The 21,077-nt window shown below is 41.6% G+C and carries 15 protein-coding genes and 4 pseudogenes; 13 read left to right on the forward strand and 6 right to left on the reverse strand.

Annotated elements, in window-relative coordinates:
* The first annotated feature begins 75 nt into the window (after positions 1-75).
* The 7 genes and pseudogenes from CRI9333_RS12490 (at position 76) to CRI9333_RS12525 (ending at position 8,865) form a co-directional block, all read left to right on the forward strand.
* Positions 76-1,761 (forward strand): annotated as a pseudogene (locus CRI9333_RS12490) (metallophosphoesterase).
* A gap of 375 nt (positions 1,762-2,136) precedes the next feature.
* Positions 2,137-2,472, forward strand: a complete 336-nt coding sequence (locus CRI9333_RS12495; protein WP_015203535.1) for a hypothetical protein — start codon at positions 2,137-2,139, stop codon at positions 2,470-2,472.
* Between the two features lie 424 nt (positions 2,473-2,896).
* Positions 2,897-3,157 (forward strand): annotated as a pseudogene (locus CRI9333_RS12505) (FAD-dependent oxidoreductase); the annotation flags it as partial.
* A 628-nt stretch (positions 3,158-3,785) separates the two neighbouring features.
* Positions 3,786-3,998, forward strand: a pseudogene (locus CRI9333_RS12510) (reverse transcriptase N-terminal domain-containing protein); the annotation flags it as partial.
* 884 nt (positions 3,999-4,882) lie between these two features.
* Complete coding sequence (gene ltrA / locus CRI9333_RS12515) at positions 4,883-6,553, forward strand: group II intron reverse transcriptase/maturase (protein WP_015203537.1); 1,671 nt, start codon at positions 4,883-4,885, stop codon at positions 6,551-6,553.
* Positions 6,554-6,628: 75 nt separating this feature from the next.
* Positions 6,629-8,098: pseudogene (locus CRI9333_RS12520) on the forward strand (succinate dehydrogenase/fumarate reductase flavoprotein subunit); the annotation flags it as partial.
* 227 nt (positions 8,099-8,325) lie between these two features.
* Positions 8,326-8,865 (forward strand): hypothetical protein, encoded by a 540-nt coding sequence (locus tag CRI9333_RS12525; protein ID WP_015203538.1) that lies wholly within the window; start codon positions 8,326-8,328, stop codon positions 8,863-8,865.
* A 137-nt stretch (positions 8,866-9,002) separates the two neighbouring features.
* Here the strand turns inward: CRI9333_RS12525 and CRI9333_RS12530 are convergent, their stop codons facing one another.
* The 3 genes from CRI9333_RS12530 to grxC form a co-directional block, all read right to left on the reverse strand.
* Positions 9,003-10,115 (reverse strand): Gfo/Idh/MocA family protein, encoded by a 1,113-nt coding sequence (locus tag CRI9333_RS12530; RefSeq protein ID WP_015203539.1) that lies wholly within the window; start codon positions 10,113-10,115, stop codon positions 9,003-9,005.
* 144 nt (positions 10,116-10,259) lie between these two features.
* Positions 10,260-11,225: a glutathione synthase gene (gene gshB, locus CRI9333_RS12535; protein ID WP_015203540.1), complete on the reverse strand. Its 966-nt coding sequence runs from the start codon at positions 11,223-11,225 to the stop codon at positions 10,260-10,262.
* Positions 11,226-11,358: 133 nt separating this feature from the next.
* Positions 11,359-11,616, reverse strand: coding sequence for a glutaredoxin 3 (gene grxC, locus CRI9333_RS12540; RefSeq protein WP_015203541.1), 258 nt, complete (start codon positions 11,614-11,616; stop codon positions 11,359-11,361).
* 525 nt (positions 11,617-12,141) lie between these two features.
* Between grxC and CRI9333_RS12545 the strand changes: the two genes are divergently transcribed.
* The 4 genes from CRI9333_RS12545 (at position 12,142) to CRI9333_RS28105 (ending at position 15,473) form a co-directional block, all read left to right on the forward strand.
* The gene (locus CRI9333_RS12545) at positions 12,142-13,041 is read left to right on the forward strand and encodes an MBL fold metallo-hydrolase (protein ID WP_015203542.1); all 900 of its coding nucleotides are present in this window, start codon (positions 12,142-12,144) and stop codon (positions 13,039-13,041) included.
* A gap of 260 nt (positions 13,042-13,301) precedes the next feature.
* Positions 13,302-14,348 (forward strand): bifunctional riboflavin kinase/FAD synthetase, encoded by a 1,047-nt coding sequence (locus tag CRI9333_RS12550; RefSeq protein ID WP_015203543.1) that lies wholly within the window; start codon positions 13,302-13,304, stop codon positions 14,346-14,348.
* 72 nt (positions 14,349-14,420) lie between these two features.
* The gene (locus CRI9333_RS12555) at positions 14,421-15,329 is read left to right on the forward strand and encodes an AAA family ATPase (protein ID WP_015203544.1); all 909 of its coding nucleotides are present in this window, start codon (positions 14,421-14,423) and stop codon (positions 15,327-15,329) included.
* Between the two features lie 15 nt (positions 15,330-15,344).
* The gene (locus tag CRI9333_RS28105; protein ID WP_015203545.1) at positions 15,345-15,473 is read left to right on the forward strand and encodes a hypothetical protein; all 129 of its coding nucleotides are present in this window, start codon (positions 15,345-15,347) and stop codon (positions 15,471-15,473) included.
* Positions 15,474-15,531: 58 nt separating this feature from the next.
* Here the strand turns inward: CRI9333_RS28105 and CRI9333_RS12560 are convergent, their stop codons facing one another.
* From CRI9333_RS12560 to CRI9333_RS12570, 3 genes are all read right to left on the reverse strand, one after another.
* On the reverse strand, positions 15,532-16,611 hold the full coding sequence (locus CRI9333_RS12560) for a glycosyltransferase family 4 protein (protein WP_015203546.1): 1,080 nt from the start codon (positions 16,609-16,611) through the stop codon (positions 15,532-15,534).
* A 51-nt stretch (positions 16,612-16,662) separates the two neighbouring features.
* Positions 16,663-18,171, reverse strand: a complete 1,509-nt coding sequence (locus CRI9333_RS24930) for a peptidoglycan-binding protein (RefSeq protein WP_015203547.1) — start codon at positions 18,169-18,171, stop codon at positions 16,663-16,665.
* Positions 18,172-18,270: 99 nt separating this feature from the next.
* On the reverse strand, positions 18,271-19,377 hold the full coding sequence (locus CRI9333_RS12570; RefSeq protein WP_015203548.1) for a DMT family transporter: 1,107 nt from the start codon (positions 19,375-19,377) through the stop codon (positions 18,271-18,273).
* A 320-nt stretch (positions 19,378-19,697) separates the two neighbouring features.
* On the opposite strand from CRI9333_RS12570, the gene sppA reads away from it, so the two are divergent.
* Together sppA and aroH are read left to right on the forward strand one after the other, a co-directional pair.
* Positions 19,698-20,516 carry a signal peptide peptidase SppA gene (sppA, locus tag CRI9333_RS12575; protein WP_015203549.1) on the forward strand — a complete coding sequence of 273 codons (819 nt, stop codon included), beginning with the start codon at positions 19,698-19,700 and terminating at the stop codon, positions 20,514-20,516.
* Positions 20,517-20,581: 65 nt separating this feature from the next.
* On the forward strand, positions 20,582-20,998 hold the full coding sequence (gene aroH / locus CRI9333_RS12580; protein ID WP_015203550.1) for a chorismate mutase: 417 nt from the start codon (positions 20,582-20,584) through the stop codon (positions 20,996-20,998).
* Positions 20,999-21,077: the final 79 nt, after the last annotated feature.

Genomic DNA, 21,077 nt, shown 5'->3' on the forward strand with positions numbered 1-21,077 from the left:
GCTAATTAAGTATATTAGGTTATTGCTAGTTTAAAAAACATAAGTTTCTAATCAATTCTTAATTATTAATATAATATGTTTAAACCTAAACTACTAACTGATCCATTTCTACAACTACCTACTGAAAATTCAGTACGGGTAGTGTGGTTTACATAATTTGCTGGTTCTAGCCATACCGTAACTTATGGTAAAGAATTAAATCAAATCGCTGTTGCTACTACTCACAAACTTAGTCGCACTTGTGAAGATCAAAAATCGAAATTAGCTGATTTTCTTCAACAAAATCAAGTTGAAAAATATCCGACTAAGCGTGATATTTGGCGACATAAAGCAGAAGTTAGTGAACTAACTCCAGGCGTAAAAGTTCCATACTTTGTAACCAGTGTGCGGGAAGACGATACTTCTGTTAGCAGTGCAGTGTTTAGTTTAACTACAAAACCAGTTAGAGGCACACCACTCAAAATATTATTAACTTCCGATCACCAGTTACAGCCAATGGTATCAGCAAATCTGCAAAAGGTAGTTGAAACTATTGAAAAAGTTGATGCAGTTTTTCATGCAGGGGATTTGGTTAATGTTCCAGATCGCGCTTCTGAGTGGTTTGATGATAATCGTGGCGGTGCTTTCTTTCCTTGCCTTCAAGGTTGTGCTAATTATGAATTAGAAAAAAACGGTATTAAAATAGTTTATACAGGTGGGCAATTAATTCAAAACGCGCCGCTATTCACAACTATTGGCAACCACGAAGTAATGGGGCGTTTCTGGATAGAGAATAGCTTAAATAAACAGTTTCGTGATGCCTTTCCCCGTTCCGCAGCAGAGCAAATCTACAAAAATTATGCCGATTTATTGAATCCAGACGATCATCCAAATATACGTGCAAATTGGTTAAAAAATAATTCTTTTAATACCGATACATACGAAGAAATATTTAGTTTGCCTGACAGTAAACAAGGCGGAAAAAGGTATTATTCTGTAATTTTCGGCGATATTTTCTTAGTGGTTCTCTATGTTACTGCTATTTGGCGATCGCACAGTCTTGATCCTACCATTCAAGGTAGATACCAAGAAAGACAGCAAGACTTGAATAACCCTGAAAACTGGGGTTATGGACAGCATATTTTTGAAGCAATTGTCAAGGGTAGTGAACAATATTTATGGCTGGAAACAGAACTTAATAGCACAGAGTTTAAACAAGCAAAATACAAAGTAGTAATGTTGCACCACCCGCCACATACTTTAGGTGGCAACATTGTCCCCGCTTATACTAATCCAGTTCAAGTAATTGAACGCAATGCCGATGGCAGCATCAAGGCAATTCGTTATGAATACCCTAAAAATGCTGATTATATTACTTGTGATTTAGTACCATTATTAGAATCTGCTGGTGTACAGTTGGTATTTTTTGGACACTCCCATTTGTGGAACCGTTTTATTAGTTCTAGCGGTACAAACTTTTTAGAAACTTCTAATGTCGGTAATTCTTACGGTGCAGCTTGGGGTAACAATCAGCGACCTGTACCAATTAATTATCAAGAAGAATATACCGCAACAGGTGATCCTTATGGATTAGAGCCAATAGTACCAACAATTGCGCCATTAATCAGTGAAGATGGTAAGCCTTTGCCTTATATTGCTAGTAATGACATAACGGTATTTAGTATTTTAGATACTGAGACAGGAATAGTAAGTAGTTACCGCTTTGATACAAGTAAACCAAATTCGGAAGTAGTGAAGTTTGATGAGTTTGAGTTGAAATAATAACACAAGTGGTATGAGTAAAATATGCTTAGTTTGTTTGATAACTTCCTATTGTTAGATTTATTGTTTAAGCCAGATTTGAGATAATTAACCACAGATAAACACAGATGGAAGAACTAATTTTTGCCATAAGTTGATTAATTTATTGATTTTTGTTGAAGGTTGAATCAGCTTTTCTATAAATTCTTCTTTCTTTGCACATATTACTTACTGAAGATAGATGTGTTAAGACAGTATCAGGCGCAATCTATACCAACTTTAAGGTGGTAAATTGTAAAGTTCTGTTGCGAGTTCTTTAGAAAGATTGAAAAATTTCCTAGAACTTAAATCTGGGCTTATCCTTAAACTTTAAATAAATAGTTGTGAGATAAAAGCATGGAAAGCTTACAAAAGTATCGTATGGTCTGTACCCTAAGTTTTGGGGATATTTACGGTCAAATCATCATCTGGTTAATTGTGATTTTTATCAGCCTCGCATCCGCGCTGGCGTTGTGGAGTACTACTCGCCATACATACGCATTAGCTACAGTGGGATTAATCTTAGTGCTGTCTTTGCCTTTCTTGCTATTTGCTTTCGTGACCACCTTACTGAATCATATTGAGTTTTCTCCTATAGAATCAAATCAAACAACTCGCACCAGTCCTGTAAATGCGCCTGTCCAAGAATCTAGTGGCAGTAACCAATTAAGTACTTACGGCTCAAAAGGTTAAACATTTTCTTGCCAATTTTATAGCAACAGACAAGAAGTTTAGGACAACGATCAAATCTTGGTTAACATCTGCGATCGCCTGCGTACGCTACGGGAAGGCTCCGCCTATATCTGCTCACATCTGCGATTAAAAAAGTTGTGATTGAGAACAAGGGGTCTAGGGCGTGTTTTCAAACCCTTCGATCCCCCCCAGCAGAGGTTAAAAAGGGGGGAGAATTCAGTCAAAGTCCCCCTTTTTAAGGGGGATTTAGGGGGATCTCACCGACCGAAACGGAGCCAATATAGTTTGAAAACACACCCTAATGTTCTAACTGCTGTAGCGGTTGCTATAAGTAACAAATTTGCAAAAAACTTTCCAGGCAAAAAGCAGGGAAGTTTTTTTTTGCGTCAGCATAGATCTAGAAATCTCAGATATCTGACGGAAAATGTTAGAACATGATGTCATCATTGTCGGCGGTGGACTAGCTGGTTGTCGGGCTGCCTTAGAAATTGCTCGTACCTACCCCAGCGCAGATATCGCCCTAGTTGCCAAAACCCATCCTATTCGATCGCACTCGGTAGCTGCACAAGGCGGTATGGCAGCAACATTAAAAAATGTTGATGCAGAAGACAGTTGGGAAGCTCATGCTTTTGACACGGTTAAGGGGTCAGATTACCTCGCAGATCAAGACGCTGTAGAAATCGTGCGATTCGTTGGGTAGAAATACTTAGAAATAGGTAGGGATTACCCGCAAGGTTTTACAAAAGTTCACAAAAATAAGGCAAGGATAACCGAACCCAAGATAGTGATACCCGAACCTTGACAACTGAGTGACTTTGAGGGTGCAAATCCCTCCCCTGTAGATGCCAGGTGAAAGCATATCCCCCAGGTTCGCGACTAGCCATCAAAGCCTGAAGCGGGGATAAAAGCCTAAATCACTCCTAGCCCAAAGGTAGTGAGAGGCAAGCAAAGAATCCATGAGTAAGGCTACGGCTTGAATCCACGACTGAACCATCGTTACGCGAAAGCAGCAAAAAGGGCTGATATGCTGCAAGCCAAAAGGCAAGGATAAGAGGTTGGCGGATGATATCCCGACCAACAGCATCTCCAAATAAACCCGATGGAGAGTGGAACTCTAAAGATTCATAGTATGGTCACTCGGAACGAAGTAACCCCTCGTATGCTCTCTCGGTGGTCGAAAACCGAGAGTAGGTGCTAACCGGATGCTACGAGTGGGGGGGATTGAGTCAGAAGCAAACGCCTTGCTGTAATGGTAAGGATAGGCTGACAGACTCACGGTGATAAGGAATGAATAGTCTCAAGTAGTGGTGAATATGTCTAATACACAGTCTCAAAAACTGATGGTGGAATGGAGCAAGGTGGACTGGCGTAAGCTAGAAATCCGTGTTTATAAGCTACAAAAGCGAATATTCAAAGCCTCTAGTCGTGGTGATATGGCAGCAGTTCGCAGACTCCAAAAGACTCTGATGAGGTCATGGTCAGGAAAGATGCTGTCGGTGCGTCGCGTGACACAAGATAACCAGGGGTGCGGCTCGTTTGCGGCTAATACATAACCCGCAGTAAGTACGTCAAGGCAGAACCTTGAAAATCTTATAACTGTTCCTTGGATGTAGGTGAAAGTCCTACCCTTCAAGGTTAGAAGTGACTCCCTATCTGTCCACGCCGAGGTTAATCACTAGAGCGAAGCTGGAAGCAGGGCGCAATCAGAGCCAAATCAGATAGGCACACTGGCGCTAATGGGGGGGATACTATGGTGAACTTAATGTGAAGCACCTGAAAAAGCGTCTTATATCTAAGCGAGAATCTGGTTAAATCTCGACTTGACTACCTATAAACCCGCAGCACATCCCTGGAATAGCTGCATAACCTTGGGTTGGTAGTAGGCGAAGTGGTGACACCTAAAGTATCAATCAATCTAAGGAACGGAACGAGTAAAAACGTCTCTAACTTCTCAGGGTTGACAACCAGAGTGGAGGGAAATGATTAACCCCTTACCGGAAAGAGGCGGGTAGGATGGGGGCGGAAACTGCCCCCAGCAACCGAGAAATCTAGAAATGGATTAGACCATGCTTAGACAAACGGACTGCAATCAACTTGGATACAGGTAGATGATAACACTGGGATTGTTAGCAGCACGTATTGAAGCAGATGGGCAATCTCCCAAGCCCGGAAGAACGGCTAAGAAAGGACTAGACGGAACATAGACTGACAATCTAAGGAAAACGCACGTCATGCGAACAAGTTGAACGGACTGAAGCTGTAACTGTCCAGCTTAAAGGGGAATACAAAGCCTCCAAATGTTCGGAAGATTCAAGACGGTGATGAGGTGGAAGTCGATTCCTGAAAACGGTTTATGAAGGGGATTTTGGGTATAACCCAGTTACCCATAGGTTGCTAGGAGCCGGATGCGATGAAAGTCGCACGTCCGGTTCTGAAGGAGAGGTGCATCGCAGTAATGCGGACATCGACTCTAACCAAGAAAACAGCCGGAATAGACGGGGTAAAATCCTTAACTCCCGTACAAAGGCTGGCATTGGTCAGAAAACTTGCGCTAAAGGGGAAAGCCATGCCCACTCGTAGGGTATGGATAGATAAACCAGGAACGGACGAAAAGCGTCCTCTTGGGATTCCCACGATGTACGACAGGGCGCTTCAAGCGTTAGTAAAACTAGCACTTGAACCGGAGTGGGAAGCACGATTTGAACCCAACTCATACGGATTCCGACCAGGACGCTCATGCCATGATGCAGTCGAAGCAATCTTCGCAACAATTAAGCAAAAAGCCAAGTATGTACTGGATGCCGACATTGCTAAGTGTTTCGACAGAATTAATCACAGGGAACTTCTCAAAAAGCTAAACACATTCCCAACCCTAAAACGTCAGATAGGAGCATGGCTGAAATCAGGAGTGATGGATGGCAAACAACTATTCTCCACATCGGAGGGTACGCCACAAGGCGGGGTTATTTCGCCACTATTGGCAAATATTGCCCTTCACGGGATGGAAGAACGGATAAAGCAATTTGCTGAAACCATAGACCTCAAAGACCAAAGAGGGAGACAACAGGGCAAAAGAGACAAACGCAAATCTCTAAGCTTAATCCGTTACGCCGATGACTTTGTGATACTGCACGAAGAAATAACCGTTGTCACTAGATGTAAAGAGATAATCTCTGAGTGGTTAAATGGCATGGGTCTAGAATTGAAACCAAGTAAAACACGCCTTGCCCATACTTTGAATAGATACGAAGGGCAAGACGCAGGGTTTAACTTCCTGGGGTTTAACGTTAGGCAGTACCTAGTTGGTAAACACAACACGGCTTATAAGTCTAATGGGAAACCGCTTGGATTCAAAACACTCATCAAACCCAGCAAAGAAAAGGTAAAAGTACACTACGACCGGATTGCTGAGGTAGTAGACCGACATAAAACATCCACACAAGTGGCACTGATAGCCCATTTGAACCCAATCATTAAAGGGTGGGCTAACTACTACCGAACACAAATTAGTTCAAAGGTATTCGCTGAACTAGACCATAAAGTGTACAAAAAGTTAATTAGCTGGGCAAAACGCCGTCACCCAAACAAATCATGGGGATGGATAACCAATAAATATTGGCAAACCATAGACGGAGAAAACTGGGTATTCGCAACCACGCAAACGGGGCAAGACCCCACGCGGTTAATAAAACATAGAACAACTGAAATAGTTCGTCATGTAAAAATTAAAAGCGATGCCAGTCCTTACGATGGCAACCTAGTTTACTGGAGTACAAGAATGGGACATAACCCAGAAATGCCTAAGAAGGTGGCAACACTTCTTGAGGAACAGAAAGGGAAATGCGCCCACTGCAAATTGCAATTTACGGAAGAATCGGTGATTGAAGTTGACCATATCATTCCTAAGTCAAAAGGCGGAAAGAATGAGTACAAAAATATGCAACTACTACACCGCCATTGCCACGATAAAAAGACTGCCAGTGATGGCAGTCTCGGTACAAAATCTGGCTGCAATAGTGCCAAACCTAAGCCCGACAAATCGGGTAACAGAGGTATCAATGACAATGACCTTATTACTTAGGAGCCGTGTGAGGTGAAAGTCTCAAGCACGGTTTTGGAGACGAGCGGTTCTCGTGAGGGAATCGCTTAGTTTAACCTCACTAAGGAAGCAGCAGATGTGGTAATTGACCTCGAACACATGGGAGTTTTATTCTCCCGTTTACCTGATGGTCGCATTGCCCAACGCGCTTTTGGTGGTCATTCCCACCGCCGCACCTGCTACGCGGCTGATAAAACAGGTCATGCAATTTTGCATGAATTGGTTAACAACCTCAGACATAACGGTGTCCACATCTATGATGAGTGGTACGTTATGCAGCTAATTCTGGAAGATGCCCAAGCCAAAGGCATCGTGATGTATCGCATTCACGACGGACATATAGAAGTTGTCCGCGCTAAGGCGGTGATGTTTGCTACTGGCGGATATGGCAGGGTTTATAACACTACTTCTAATGACTATGCCTCGACAGGTGATGGTTTAGCTATGTCTGCCATTGCTGGTGTGCCTTTGGAAGATATGGAGTTTGTCCAGTTTCATCCAACTGGGTTGTATCCAGTAGGCGTACTAATTTCTGAGGCGGTGAGAGGGGAAGGTGCTTATTTAATTAATAGTGATGGCGATCGCTTTATGGCAAAATACGCCCCAAGTAGGATGGAACTTGCCCCCCGTGATATTACATCAAGATCGATCGCACTAGAAATTGCTGCGGGTCGTGGTATACATCCCGATGGGAGTGCAGGCGGGGCATTTGTTCATCTCGACCTCCGCCACATGGGAAGAGAAAAAATAATGAGTCGGGTTCCCTTTGCTTGGGAAGAAGCACACCGACTTGTAGGTATTGATGCGGTTAATCAACCAATGCCTGTACGCCCGACAATTCATTATTCAATGGGTGGGATTCCTACAAACACAGATGGGCAAGTGCGTAGTAGTCCAGAAAATTTAATTGATGCTTTCTTTGCTGCGGGAGAAGCCGCGTGTGTATCGGTTCACGGTGCTAATAGATTAGGTAGTAATTCTCTATTAGAATGTGTGGTGTATGGAAAAAGAACTGGTGCTGCGATCGCACAATTTATCCAAAATCGCAAATTACCACAACTAGACGAACAAAAATATATCAAAGCAGCCCAAGAACAAATTCAATCATTACTAAATCAACCTGGAACTATCCGCATTAACCAATTACGTCAAACTTTTCAAGACACTATGACTCAGTTTTGCGGTGTCTTTCGTACAGATGAATTAATGCGCGAAGGTTTAGAAAAGTTGCAACAACTACAACAACAATACCAACAAATCTACCTTGATGATAAAGGTAAACTCTGGAATAGTGAAATTATTGAAGCCTTAGAATTACGAAATTTAATGATTGTTGGACAAATGATTTTAACTTCAGCTTTAAATCGCCAAGAAAGCCGAGGCGCACATTATCGTACAGACTACGATCAACGGGATGATAATAATTTTATGAAACATACACTTGCTTACTATTCTCCTGCGGGTATTGATTTGAATTACCTCCCAGTTAAGGTTACTATGTTTCAGCCGCAAGAAAGAAAGTATTAAGTAGATTCACCTGAAAAATATAGCACCTAAAGTTTCCCTTCCCTGTTGATGGGGAGGGAAGATTTTGTTTTTAGATGAAACTATTTACAAGTAAACAAAATATAAAAAATATTTTTGAAGAGAGCATAATTTAAATTACTACTCCATGAATTATTTTTAACTTTTGTTTGTTTGTGAATACATTTGGGGTAATCTTCAAATATTGAATAATGTTCGTGAGGTTAAGTATGCAAAAATATAAATATTGTGCGATCGCTCTTTTCACTTTATTAAGTATAATGCCTTTTTTCCATCAGCCAGCCACTGCTGTCACTAAAGGCAAACGAGTTAACTTAACAGGACAATGGATTGTGAAAAGTCCTCAATTCTACTCAATTACTCCACGCTTAACAGGCTGTCATAGTGGTTCTTTGCCTGGTTTATCTAAACGTAAATTTGCAACTGCTAAATTAAAAATGGTTCATCAACAAAATGGTAAAATTACTATTCAGCCTTTTCGTTCTTGGATAAATTTACAGCAAAAAAAGCGGGAAAAGTTTTCTATATCAAATCCTAAAGTAGCAGGAAAAATTTTTAGCTTTACTGAATACGGCGGAGGATTTAAAGAATATTTTAGAGGCACTCTTAGCAAAGACGGTAATACTATTACAGGTCAAGTATCTTGTAAACACTCATCTGGTAAAGCTACCGCTAAAGGACCATTCAGGCTAACACGCATCTTACCAAAAAGTGCCAAAACTCAGGCACGTATAAAGAAACGCGGTTGAAAATAGTAATTTTCCCTATTAAAAAAAAATATGACAAATACAGAATAATCGCATTAAAAAATTAAAGAGATTTATTTAGGGTAAGTTTTTTTAATCTTCTCTCCCATTCCTACACCCGAAATCATATTGCCTAAACCTTAGTTTTGAGTCAAAAACATATCTAATTCTGGCACATCAACCCAACAATTTTGCTGATTAGATTGATGACTCAAATCCATCAGCATTTGGGAGTAAACACCTTCACGTAGCGAAGGCGTTACTTCTTCACCAAGATTAATACCTTGCACCCATTGATCCACGACTCGCATAAATGGAGCAATGCGTCCATCAGCATAACTTTTGGGAAAAGTCAAGCGATTTGGAATTTCTATCTCAGCGAGAGGTTTTCCCGTTGGTGCGCCCCAAAGACGAAATCCATGTACATAATCTTTCTGATTATCGCTACCTAAAACTAAAGTACCGCGATCGCCATATACTTCTAACCAGTGTCCACGCCCTTGAGAAGCTATCGAACTGATGCAAAGCTGGCAAGGAGTACCATCAGCTAACTCCAACATCAGCATACAAGTATCATCAGCATCTACTGGTTTCATTTCCCCAGTATCAGGTAAAGGACGCTCAGGAATAGCTGTACTCAAGCGAGCATTTAAACGTTTGATTGAGCCAAACAACCAGCTAATATAATCAAAACTGTGGGATGCGATCGCACCTAAAGCCCCTCCTCCTTGATCCTTACGCGCATACCAATTCCAAGGGCGAGAAGCATCAGCACGACTAGACACCAACCAATCAATCTTAATTAACCGCTTATTCCCCACATAACCCTCTGCTAATAATTCCGCCAACCGCATCCAAGCAGGAACAAAGCGAAATTCAAAATCCATAGTGGCAACAACACCTTGCTCAGTTGCCAGTTGATATAATTCTCGCGCCTCCAAAGCATTCAAAGTTGTTGGTTTTTCTAATAACAAATGCTTGCCCGCACTTATTACCTTTTTAGCCATTTCATAGTGCAGAAATGGTGGTGTAGAGATGCTAACCCCAGTAACATCAGGTAACGCAATAACTTCTTCAATTGTTTGGCAAGCATAAGGAATATTATGAGATGAAGCTATAGCTTTAGCCTGCGCCAAATCCCGATGATAAACAGCTACAACCTTAGTACGCGGGTTAGCTTGGAAACCAGGAATATGCACCTTCTGACCAAATCCAGTACCAACTATTCCTACACCAATTACAGCCTGATTCATTTCTAACTATTAAATTTGAATTTCTACTCAACAACCAAATCAACTAGCAATTTATCCACCACTTACCAGCCAAAACCCCGAACACCCACCAATAACCCATCCGTTACATCCGTTTTCTATAAATTCAACCTCTGCTTACAGCCCTTAACCCATCCGTTGCCCCAGCCATTCCATTACCTGCTTACCCAGATTAGCGCCACTTAAGCGGTCAATCTCACGGATACCCGTAGGACTGGTAACATTAACTTCCGTAAGATACCCACCAATCACATCAATACCTACAAAATACAAACCATCCTGTTGCAATTTTGCTGCCATTTGAACGCACATCTGATGCTCTCGCTCAGTAATTTCTGTTTGAGCAACTCTACCGCCTACAGCCATGTTGCCACGAAATTCATTACCAGTAGGAATTCGATTTACCGTACCAATTGGCTCACCATTTAAAAGGATAATTCGCTTATCTCCATCCTTGGCTTCCGGTAGATAAGTTTGAATCATCACGGGAACCTGCCCCCATTGAGTGCTAATTTCAATTATGGAGTTAAAATTGCGATCGCTCGCTTCCAAATATAAAATCCCTTCACCAGCCTTATTTCCCAACGGCTTCAGGATTGCTGCCCCTTTCTTCTCCACAAACTCCCGAATAATTTCTTTATCCTGACTAACAATAGTTTCCGGTATTGCCTCAGTAAACTGAAGCGCATACATCTTCTCATTTGCCGCCCGCAAACCAGCAGGAGAATTAACCACCAAAGTTTTCTCTGGATTAATATAGTCCAGAATGTAAGTAGTGTAGAGATATGGAACCGTTACAGGCGGATCTTTCCGCATGAACACAGCGTCCATTTCCTCAAGCGGTAATAAAACGCGATCGCCCAATTTATACCAATTTTCCGACGCAACCCAACGCCCTTCCAACAGTTGTACAGGTGTCAATTCCACTCGCTCAAGTATAGCCCAAGCTTGACTTTTAACAACACTTAACATCTGTGCTTGAGTAATCCAAACCTCGTGTCCTAGTGCCTGCGCTGCTTCTATCAGCGCCACACTGGTGTCATGAGTCGGATCTAACCGTTGAATTGGGTCAATAATAAAAGCGATTTTCATTTGTATCCTTATAACTCATCCATTACATCCGTTCGGGATCATAATCACCTCCCACCAATAACTCATCCGTTACATCCGTTCCCTCTCAATTAAACCTATAATCCCAGCCCTTAACCCATCCGTTGCCAGCACTCTACTGTAAAAGTGGATCTAAATTACCCCCAGCATCTAGATCATAAAGGTCATCACAGCCACCGATATGTTGATCATTAACAAATATTTGGGGAACAGAGCGACGACCACTGGATCTTTTTGCCATCTTGCTACGTGCTGCTTCATCGCCGTCTATAGCGTATTCCGTAAACTCCACGCCCTTGTTTTTCAGTAAATTTTTGGCACTTATACAAAAAGGGCAGCTTCTCCACGTATAAATTTCTACTTTAGTAGCCATATATTCCTCGCAATATCAATTCATTGTAAAACTCTAGCGTTGCCTGTGTTTGGGCTTATTGCTAGTCAGGCAACCTTCACTAATACTATAAGTGAGCTAGATCACATCTAAACCATGCCCTAACTCGCAAACAAGAGGAATAACACTGTTAAGCTTGTATTAGTAGAAATATTCTAAATTAATTAGCGTGATATGTATAAATCTAAGATGCAGTAAAATATTTAAATACCTAGAGTTAACAAAATTTTCGTGGCTCAACTGCATCTGCCTCAAGAAGCGCCATAGAGTAGCAAGGAATGCTTACTCATAAAGTTAGACTTGGCTTTACCAGCAATTTACCATAATTTGCTCTTCAAACTCAAACTTAACTTTAGCTGCATAGTCATAAAACTATATAAAGCGATTAAACGCTCAATCACGTAATCTTGCCGCTACTCAGAGGTTATTGATGGCATCAACTAGAATAAATAACCTCATAAATCTTTACTCGCTAAACCGCAACAGCAAGGAATGCAGGGAACATCAATGTCTAGCAAGCAAAACTTATTTACAATTCAATTCTGGGGTGTTCGAGGCAGCATTGCATCTCCAGGTCCTGAAACAGTTCGTTATGGTGGTAATACACCTTGCGTTGAAATGCGAGTTGGTGGTGAACGCCTAATCTTTGATGGTGGTACTGGATTACGAGTATTAGGACAATCCCTGCTGTCGCAAATGCCCGTAGAAGCTTATATGTTCTTCACCCACTCTCATTGGGATCATATTCAAGGGTTCCCCTTCTTTGTTCCAGCCTTTATTAAAGGAAATCGCTTTCATATTCATGGAGCGCCTGCTCCCAATGGGGCAACAATTAAGCAACGCTTGAACGACCAAATGCTGCACCCTAATTTTCCAGTGCCTTTACAGATTATGGGTGCTGATTTGCAGTTTTATGACATCGAAATGCGGGGAAAGATTCAAATTGGAGACGTAACCATAGAAAATGCTCCTTTAAACCATCCAGGTGATGCCACTGGTTACCGAATTAGCTGGAACGGATATGCTGCTGCTTATATTACAGATACAGAACACTTTCCAGACCGCTTAGATGAAAATGTCCTGGAATTAGCTCATAATGCTGATGTGCTGATTTACGATGCTACCTATACTGAAGAAGAATATTCCTCACCAGCATCTAGCAAAGTTGGTTGGGGGCATTCAACCTGGGTGGAAGGTGTAAAAGTAGCCCGTGCAGCTAATGTTAAAAAATTAGTGATTTTTCACCACGATCCACTACACAATGATGATTTTCTTGATCGTTTGGGTGAAGAAGCCGTACAAGAGTTTCCTGACACTCTGATGGCTCGTGAAGGTCTTTCCATTCAGTTAGTTCCTCCAACTGTCACAAATTCAGTATTAGCAGAAGAAACCAGTGTTTCCGTTTGAAGCGTCGGCGCTGATCATTGAGAAGTTAGCTGCACGGTTTGTTTGATATTGGTTGAAAAACATTCCATAAGTTCTCCCCCCTGGTAGAAGTTATTTTAGTTCGGCAATTTATTTATTTTTAACTAAAATAACTGCATGAAATATTTGCTCAGGTTTTTGGGAACTATAGTAACTGCTCCTACCTTGTTTAATAGAAAAATTTTTCCCAACTGTTACCTAATAAGTTAATAATTATTAATAAATATGTAAAAATGTAAATTGTGTGGGTTACTTCTGATTTAGAAACGGCTTTAACGCCGACGGCGATCGCTCTGGGAAATTTTGACGGAGTGCATCGTGGTCATCAACAGGTTGTAGTACCTGTGGTAAATTTATCTAAAACTTATGAACCTTTAAATGTGGCATTACCAGTGCCAGAGCAACAAGGTTGGGTTGATGATGTCACAGTATCAGCATCTCAGGAAGCATCGGAAATAACTACGATTAAGGATAAAAACCACATTTATAAAACTGTGGTGACATTTAATCCACATCCCCAAGAATTTTTTACGGGACAAGCGCGAAAACTGCTGACACCGATGGCAGAAAAAGTGGAACAGTTGCGATCGCTTGGTGTCGAACAGCTAGTATTATTACCATTTGATCGAGAACTAGCCGATCTCAGTCCACAACAATTTGTGGAAAAAATTTTAATTGAGGAGTTACAAGCTAATTGGATCAGCGTCGGTTGTGATTTTCGCTTTGGAAAAGGGAGAACAGGGACATCAGCAGACTTACAAGCGATCGCCTCATCTTTCGGTATAAATGTTAATACAGTACCATTGCAAACTTGTCAAGGAGAACGGATCAGTAGTTCTGCTATTCGTGAAGCACTGTTGCAAGGAGAAATAACTCAGGCAAATCGACTACTGGGACGCGCCTACACCCTGTCAGGGAAAGTAGTACAAGGGAAGCAACTAGGCAGAACAATTAATTTCCCTACTGCTAACTTGGAACTACCGCCAGAAAAGTTTTTACCTCAGACAGGAGTTTACTGTGTTCGCGCCTATGCTTCACATCTCACTCCATTAGCATCACCCATCCCAGCAGTAATGAACATTGGTAAGCGCCCAACAGTAAATGGCAGCAGTGTCACCGTCGAAGTTCATTTATTGGATTGGTCTGGAGATTTATATGGGCAAACATTAACGGTAAGCTTAGAACACTTTTTGCGACCGGAACAAAAATTTGATTCCCTCAACGCCCTCAAGGAGCAAATACAAGCAGATGCAGCAGTTGCAAAAACTTTATTAACAATTAAACAATGACCCATGACCGATGACCGATGACCGATGTTTCCGTTTTAAGCTAAAAGTTATTAAGTTTAGGGTGTAGCGGTTATGACAACAAGTATTGAGCAGCTAACGGAAAATTTGGGTCGTACTATTGTTGGTAAAAGTGATGCTATCCGCCTGGTTTTAGTCGCGCTGCTTTCTGGGGGACACGCCTTGCTAGAAGATGTCCCTGGTGTCGGTAAAACCTTGCTCGCTAAATCCTTAGCACGCTCAATACATGGACGCTTCCAGCGTATTCAATGTACGCCTGATTTGTTACCAACAGATATAACTGGTACAAACATCTGGAATCCTAGCAGCCGCGAATTTGAATTTATAGCTGGACCAGTATTTGCTAATATCCTACTTACTGATGAAATTAACAGGGCGACACCCCGCACCCAATCAGCTTTACTAGAAGTAATGGAAGAGCGTCAAGTCACAGTTGATGGACTCTCTCGTTCTGTTCCTAATCCGTTTTTTGTGATTGCTACCCAAAATCCGATTGAATATCAGGGTACATTTCCCTTACCAGAAGCGCAGATGGATCGTTTTACTCTGTCCTTAACTTTAGGGTATCCCAAAGAAGAGGAAGAACTACAAATGCTGCAACGCTTGCAGGATGGTATGACATTTGAGGATTTGCAGCCTTGTATAAGCACAGAAGAAGTTACGGAATTAAAGCAACTTTGTAGTCGGGTAAAGGTGGAAACGCCTTTGCAACAGTACATCCTAAATTTAGTACGAGCAACACGGGCAGATGAAGAAATTACATTAGGTGCAAGTCCGCGTGGTGCAGTGGCATTACAAAAAGCGACACAAGCATTAGCTTTCCTAGAAGGTCGCGATTATGCCATCCCTGATGATGTGAAGTTTTTAGCACCTCATGTTCTTTCCCATCGCATCATTCCAGCAGGGGGAAGACGGGCTAAAACGATTGTTGAGCGGCTACTGCGCTCTATTTCAATTCCTTAAAATTTAAGTGGAACTATGACAAGTCTTAGGAATAAAATTAAGCAGCGTAAACTCAGACGTTCACCCTTGGGTTTATTCTTATGGTTAATTTTAGGAAGTTTTTTATTAGGATTGGGAATGCTACTAGCAGTTAGTGTGGGGTAAGGGTTTTGCAAAGAGTGCGATAGCGAAGCGACTCCGCAGGAGTATCGCTCGCGCTACACTAACTCAAAATATCCCAAAACCATTGTTCGGTGCGATCGCCCATTGCCATTATTGAATACTCCCTCTCCGCTTCTTGGTGGCAAGCATCACGATCAATTTCATCTATCTTTTTAATCGCTTCTATCAAACCCATTACACTATCTGGTTCTACTAAAAAACCTGTTTTGCCATCTGCAACTATTTCTGATGGTCCACCCCTACGATAAGCAATCACAGGTACTCCACAAGCTAGTGCTTCAATCACTACATTGCCAAAAGCTTCTACCCAACGAGGCGTTACCAACATTGCTTTACATTTACCTAGCTCTTTTTGTAACTGCTTTGTTGGTAAAAATCCCAGATATTTTACTGGGGCATTAAGATATTTTTGGCAAATTTGTTGCCAGTATTCCTCATCCTGAATTTTTCCTAATATTTTTAAAGGAATACCTGTAATTTCAGCAACAGCAACAGCATCCTCTAAACCCTTTTCTGGGGCAATTCTACCCACCCAACCTAAACAATTATCGGGTTTATTACAGAAATTGTAGAGCGATAAATCAAATCCATTTCCTAAACAGCGATGCTGATTACCAAAAGAAAAAGTTGCTGCTTGTACACGGCTGTGAAAAGCAATATTTTTAGGAAACTTATTTGCCACCTGTTCAATAATCTGATCCATTGCATCAGTTAAAGAACCCATACTAATTAAATGAGCAATTGGACAGGTAAAAAAAGAACTTAGGTAAAAAGGCAACCAATCGTAAGCAAAATTAACAATCAAATCATAGTCTGCTTGCACTTGCCGCGCATAGTCCCACATATTTGCCAACACAGCATTTCCTGGCATGATAATTGGGTCATTGTTTAGCTGAGTTTGGGCGCTAGTTTGCAACTCTCCGGCGATCGCAATTATCGGTAGTGTTCCTAAAACAGAGTCTTGGGGAGCAACAACTTTTAAATTATGACCCCGCCTTAACATTTCTTGGGCAATATTTTTAACAGTTAGTTCTACTCCGCCCCCCATTCCTGAACCAAGTGGACCAACAGGACTGGATATAAATAGTAAATTAAGTGATTTAGCTGTATTAATAGTCACGTTCAATTAGCTTAAATTTAGAAACTTAATAGCTTCAAGCTATCTTTGCAGCTATAAAGCAGAATTATCTGTTGAATTGCCATAATTAGGCAGTTGCCCATTCTCAACACCCGATGCTACACGAATACGATTTAACTGACTTAATGCCCACTCCGCCGTTTCCTGTACTTCGCTATCTTCATCATCAGCCGCGTGCAACAAAAGTTGATTGATTTGAGATAATGATTCATACACTCTAGTTAAATCCCGAATAGTATTTTTCCGCACTTCAGCATTTTCATCTTCTAGCGAGATAGCAAATGCCCTGTTTATATGTTTTAGAGTGCGAATACCTATTTGGGAAAGTGCATCTATAATTAAGCTACGCTGTGTAGAATCAGAGTCAATCATTAAATCCAACAATGGTTGAACTGCTCGCGAATCTCCCTGTTGAGCCAACTCCCAGATAGCTTTGCGTTGCTTACTTTTATTGGGTTCGCGCAAATCTTTAATTAATTCATCATTTATATTAATTTTTGGTAAGCGAGTAGTTTGTTCAACAACTATAGCTTCGGTTGGTGCTTGACGTTTTGGCTGTGGTTCAATACTGATGGTTTCTACTACCCTGGGCGTTGATGAGGGGTAACTATTTTTAGGGCTTGTCTTTTTAGTTCTAGGGGTTGGGGGTTCTACTCTCCTAGAACGAGGCGGTGGAGGAGGTGATATGTAAGTTTCTGCTTGGTTTTCTTCTTCAAAAGGTTCATAACCAAACAATTTCATAAATAAGTATATTCCCCCTCCTACCCCAATAACAGTAAACACAAAGCCTATTAGTAACCACACCCAACGAGGGATATCAGACTCAGTAGCAACTGTTTTAACAGCACTTGAGTTCGGGTTTTGGGCTATTTGAGTAGTGTTGGCACTCGTAACAGGCATTTCTGATGAGGATTTCTCTTGGACACTAGATGTGGTTTTCTGGGTTGGTTGTGTTGGTGTCGCAACAGCAGTGGGTTGGGGAGTTGGTTGTAGAGGGGTAGGTACAAGAGTAGTTTGCTGGGTTGGTTGTGTTGGTGTCGCAACAGCAGTGGGTTGGGGAGTTGGTTGTAGGGAGGTAGGTACAGAAGTAGTTTGCTTTGGTTGTGTTGGTGTCGCAACAGCAGTGGAGTTTTGGCTTTGTATGATTTGAAGCCATTGCCAAGTAGCAGGCGTTGTCACACCATCAGCCGTTAACCCAACAGCATTTTGGAATTTGGCTACAGCAAATTGCAATTTTTCGCCATAACTTTTATCCACAGGACCGTCGTAGAACCCAAGCTGTTTCAACTGGGTTTGTAGTTCCCCAACTTTTTCACCTTTAGAACCTCTATTAAGAGTCGGCATATCAGTCACACCTGGATAAGCCTGAGCAACTACTATGGAGTTAGACTGACCATTAGCAGTAGTGTTTTCTAAAATTGACTGCTGTGGTGGAAACTGGGCTAGGGTTGGATACGCTAAAACACTACTTTGTCGGCTGGCTGCATAGCTCAAACAGGTAATAAAAGTAAATATAAAGAATTTAGAACGATCAGGAATCATATATTAAATCTGTGCTTAAAACAGCTAGTTTGGTCGGGTATCTATTGAGGTTAGTTAATAATGTATCGTTTACCTCAATAAAAATATTTGGGTTAATAGCTAAGAATTGGACTTTTCAGGTTCTGATTCTTTTACCTGTACAGGTATGGTAGCCAAAGAACTTTCAGAAGGCTCTAACAGTAGAAGATTTTCTTCCTCTGATATATTTAAATCAAATTCTGGTGTTGAGAGGTTTTGGGGTTGTGGGGTTGTGAAAGATTTTAACTTAAGTGCGATCGCATCACGTTGATTAATTAGATAGATACTCACCAAAGTTAAACCCACACCAAATGATTGCACTCCACTAAGCACCTCATTAAGAAATATATTGCCAAAAAACAGTGCAAATATTGGTGTTAGAAAAGTTAGAGAACTTAAACTGGTAAGGTTGCCAAGAGATGCAAAGTAAAAGAATAAACCGTAGGCGATCGCACTTCCCAAAATTGTCGAATAACTTAACGCCATCCAGCCAGCAAAATCAATATGCGTCCATTGGTTAGTTTCCCAAACACCTGAGAGTGCAAATAAGGGCAACCCACCTAAAATCATGTGCCAACCTGTAGCTACCACAGCATCCGCGTATCGGCAAACAAACCGAATCAACACAGTCCCAACCGCCATCGACAACGCAGCTAGTAGCATTAACCACTCCCCATGCTCCAATAGTTGCTGCCAACTACCATTTACTGACGTTGTACTACTACTCAGGAAATTTAAAACCCACTCATCCGGTAAGCCAATCAAACTGATGCCCAAAACCCCAAAACCTAGCCCTAGCCAGCCCCAAATACCAATAACTTCCCCAAACAACCAAGCTGAAAGTATTGCCACCGCCAGAGGCTGAGAGTCAATCATCACTGAACCCAAACCAGCACCCGTTCTCACCAAACCTTCAGCTAGAAAGCCTTGAAATAAAGTGCCATCCACTAAGGCAAATAACATAATCCATAGCCATGCAGCCCAGCCTTGAGGTTGGGGACGACCTGCTATAGCCGCCCCTACCAACACCAGCACTCCTGCGGGCAGCAAACGTACTCCAGCCATAAACAAAGGCGTAGTGTCGGGAATAACACCTTTCATAGCTACCATTGCCGTTCCCCAAAAGAAAAACGGCGCTATCAGCAGCACCGCCTTCCACGGAAGCTTTGATTCAGATTGGAAATTCATGCGATCGCACTTATTTTTGAAAAATTGTATAGTTTCTTTACCTGATTGTACTTAAATCTGATCTTTGAGTTAAGCAATCTTAGATACCAAGCAAGCCTAAAAACAGGTATGTGCGGTAATTAGTGCGATAAATATTGATACTATGAACATTTAATTGCCCCCTCTACCTCCCCTGCCCCCTCTGCCTATGATCAGTCGGAGATCACCACAACAAATAACCCCACTAAAAGGGCGCTGATCGTGCAAACTAGAAAAAGGTTCAGCACACATCCAGGCTTAACCATAGCTCATTTGATTAACAAATTATCCTTTCAATAATCATGGTTTGGCCTTTTAAGCCTAAATTTCGTAAACAAATTGCTCGCATTGAAATTACAGGTGCGATCGCAGGTGCTACACGCAAGCACGTACTAGAAGCCCTAAAAACAGTTGAAGAAAAAAAGTTTCCCGCATTACTCCTGAGAATTGACAGCCCTGGTGGGACGGTTGGAGATTCCCAAGAAATTTACAGCGCCCTTGTCCGTCTGCAAGAAAAAGTCAAAATAGTTGCTAGTTTTGGCAATATTTCCGCATCTGGGGGAGTCTACATTGGTATGGGAGCCAATTACATCGTAGCTAATCCAGGTACGATTACTGGCAGTATCGGTGTGATTATCAGAGGCAATAACTTAGAAGGTTTGCTAGAAAAAGTGGGCGTTTCTTTTAAAGTAATCAAATCTGGTCCATATAAAGACATTCTTGCTTTTGATCGAGATATTACAGAGCAAGAAAAAGATATTCTGCAACAGATGATTGATACCACTTATCAACAATTTGCCCAAACAGTTGCCGATGCCCGAAAACTTGAACTAGAAAATGTTAAGAAATTTGCTGATGGTCGTGTTTTCACAGGACAGCAAGCTTTAGAATTAGGGGTAGTTGACCGACTAGGTACAGAAGAAGATGCCCGTCGCTGGGCAGCAGAACTGGCAGGTCTAGATCCTGAAAAAACTCAGTGCTATACCCTAGAAGAACGTAAACCTTTGTTAAATCGGCTGCTAAATAGTAATTCTCAGGCAGCAGGGATATCAACTGGTATTAATTGGTTAGAATTTGAACTGTCTACCAATGGTCAACCTTTGTGGCTGTATAGACCATAGGTAAAATTTGAGATTTTAGAACTACTAAAATCTTAAATCCAAAATTGATATCGGAGGATCTTGGCGTGGAGTGGAGAGTTAGGGCAATTCGTGGGGCAACAACCGCCTCAGAAAATACGATAGAGGCGATCGCAGAAGCAGTAAAAGAACTGTTAGATGAATTAGAAACAAAAAATCAAATAGACCCCACTGAAATCATTAGTGCCTTCTTCACAACCACCCGCGATCTAGACGCTATTTTTCCGGCTGCGATCGCCCGCCAACGACCCCACTGGGACAACGTGGCACTACTAGATGTCCAACAAATGCACGTTGAGGGTGGCTTAGAACGCTGTATTAGATTTTTAATTCATATCAATCTGCCAGCTTCCCAAACCCAAATCTATCATCCCTACCTGCGTCAAGCCAAAAATCTCAGACCAGATTGGAGCCTTGCCGAAATCAGCTTACCATCAAAAGCAATGCAGTCTCATTTCCTTTAATAGTGGGTTAGCCTCCGTTATAAACAAACATAAAAAAAGAGCAAGTTTAACTTGCTCTTTTTTTTGCATAAATATCACT

The organism is Crinalium epipsammum PCC 9333 (assembly GCF_000317495.1).
GTDB classification, from domain to species: domain Bacteria; phylum Cyanobacteriota; class Cyanobacteriia; order Cyanobacteriales; family PCC-9333; genus Crinalium; species Crinalium epipsammum.

What these genes read in the sequence shown, in the direction of transcription:
- CRI9333_RS12495 (WP_015203535.1), top strand. Translation starts at nt 2,137, where the DNA reads ATGGAAAGCTTACAAAAGTATCGTATGGTCTGTACCCTAAGTTTTGGG.
- ltrA (WP_015203537.1), top strand. Translation starts at nt 4,883, where the DNA reads ATGAAAGTCGCACGTCCGGTTCTGAAGGAGAGGTGCATCGCAGTAATG.
- CRI9333_RS12525 (WP_015203538.1), top strand. Translation starts at nt 8,326, where the DNA reads ATGCAAAAATATAAATATTGTGCGATCGCTCTTTTCACTTTATTAAGT.
- CRI9333_RS12530 (WP_015203539.1), bottom strand. Translation starts at nt 10,115, where the DNA reads ATGAATCAGGCTGTAATTGGTGTAGGAATAGTTGGTACTGGATTTGGT.
- gshB (WP_015203540.1), bottom strand. Translation starts at nt 11,225, where the DNA reads ATGAAAATCGCTTTTATTATTGACCCAATTCAACGGTTAGATCCGACT.
- grxC (WP_015203541.1), bottom strand. Translation starts at nt 11,616, where the DNA reads ATGGCTACTAAAGTAGAAATTTATACGTGGAGAAGCTGCCCTTTTTGT.
- CRI9333_RS12545 (WP_015203542.1), top strand. Translation starts at nt 12,142, where the DNA reads ATGTCTAGCAAGCAAAACTTATTTACAATTCAATTCTGGGGTGTTCGA.
- CRI9333_RS12555 (WP_015203544.1), top strand. Translation starts at nt 14,421, where the DNA reads ATGACAACAAGTATTGAGCAGCTAACGGAAAATTTGGGTCGTACTATT.
- CRI9333_RS28105 (WP_015203545.1), top strand. Translation starts at nt 15,345, where the DNA reads ATGACAAGTCTTAGGAATAAAATTAAGCAGCGTAAACTCAGACGTTCA.
- CRI9333_RS24930 (WP_015203547.1), bottom strand. Translation starts at nt 18,171, where the DNA reads ATGATTCCTGATCGTTCTAAATTCTTTATATTTACTTTTATTACCTGT.
- CRI9333_RS12570 (WP_015203548.1), bottom strand. Translation starts at nt 19,377, where the DNA reads ATGAATTTCCAATCTGAATCAAAGCTTCCGTGGAAGGCGGTGCTGCTG.
- sppA (WP_015203549.1), top strand. Translation starts at nt 19,698, where the DNA reads ATGGTTTGGCCTTTTAAGCCTAAATTTCGTAAACAAATTGCTCGCATT.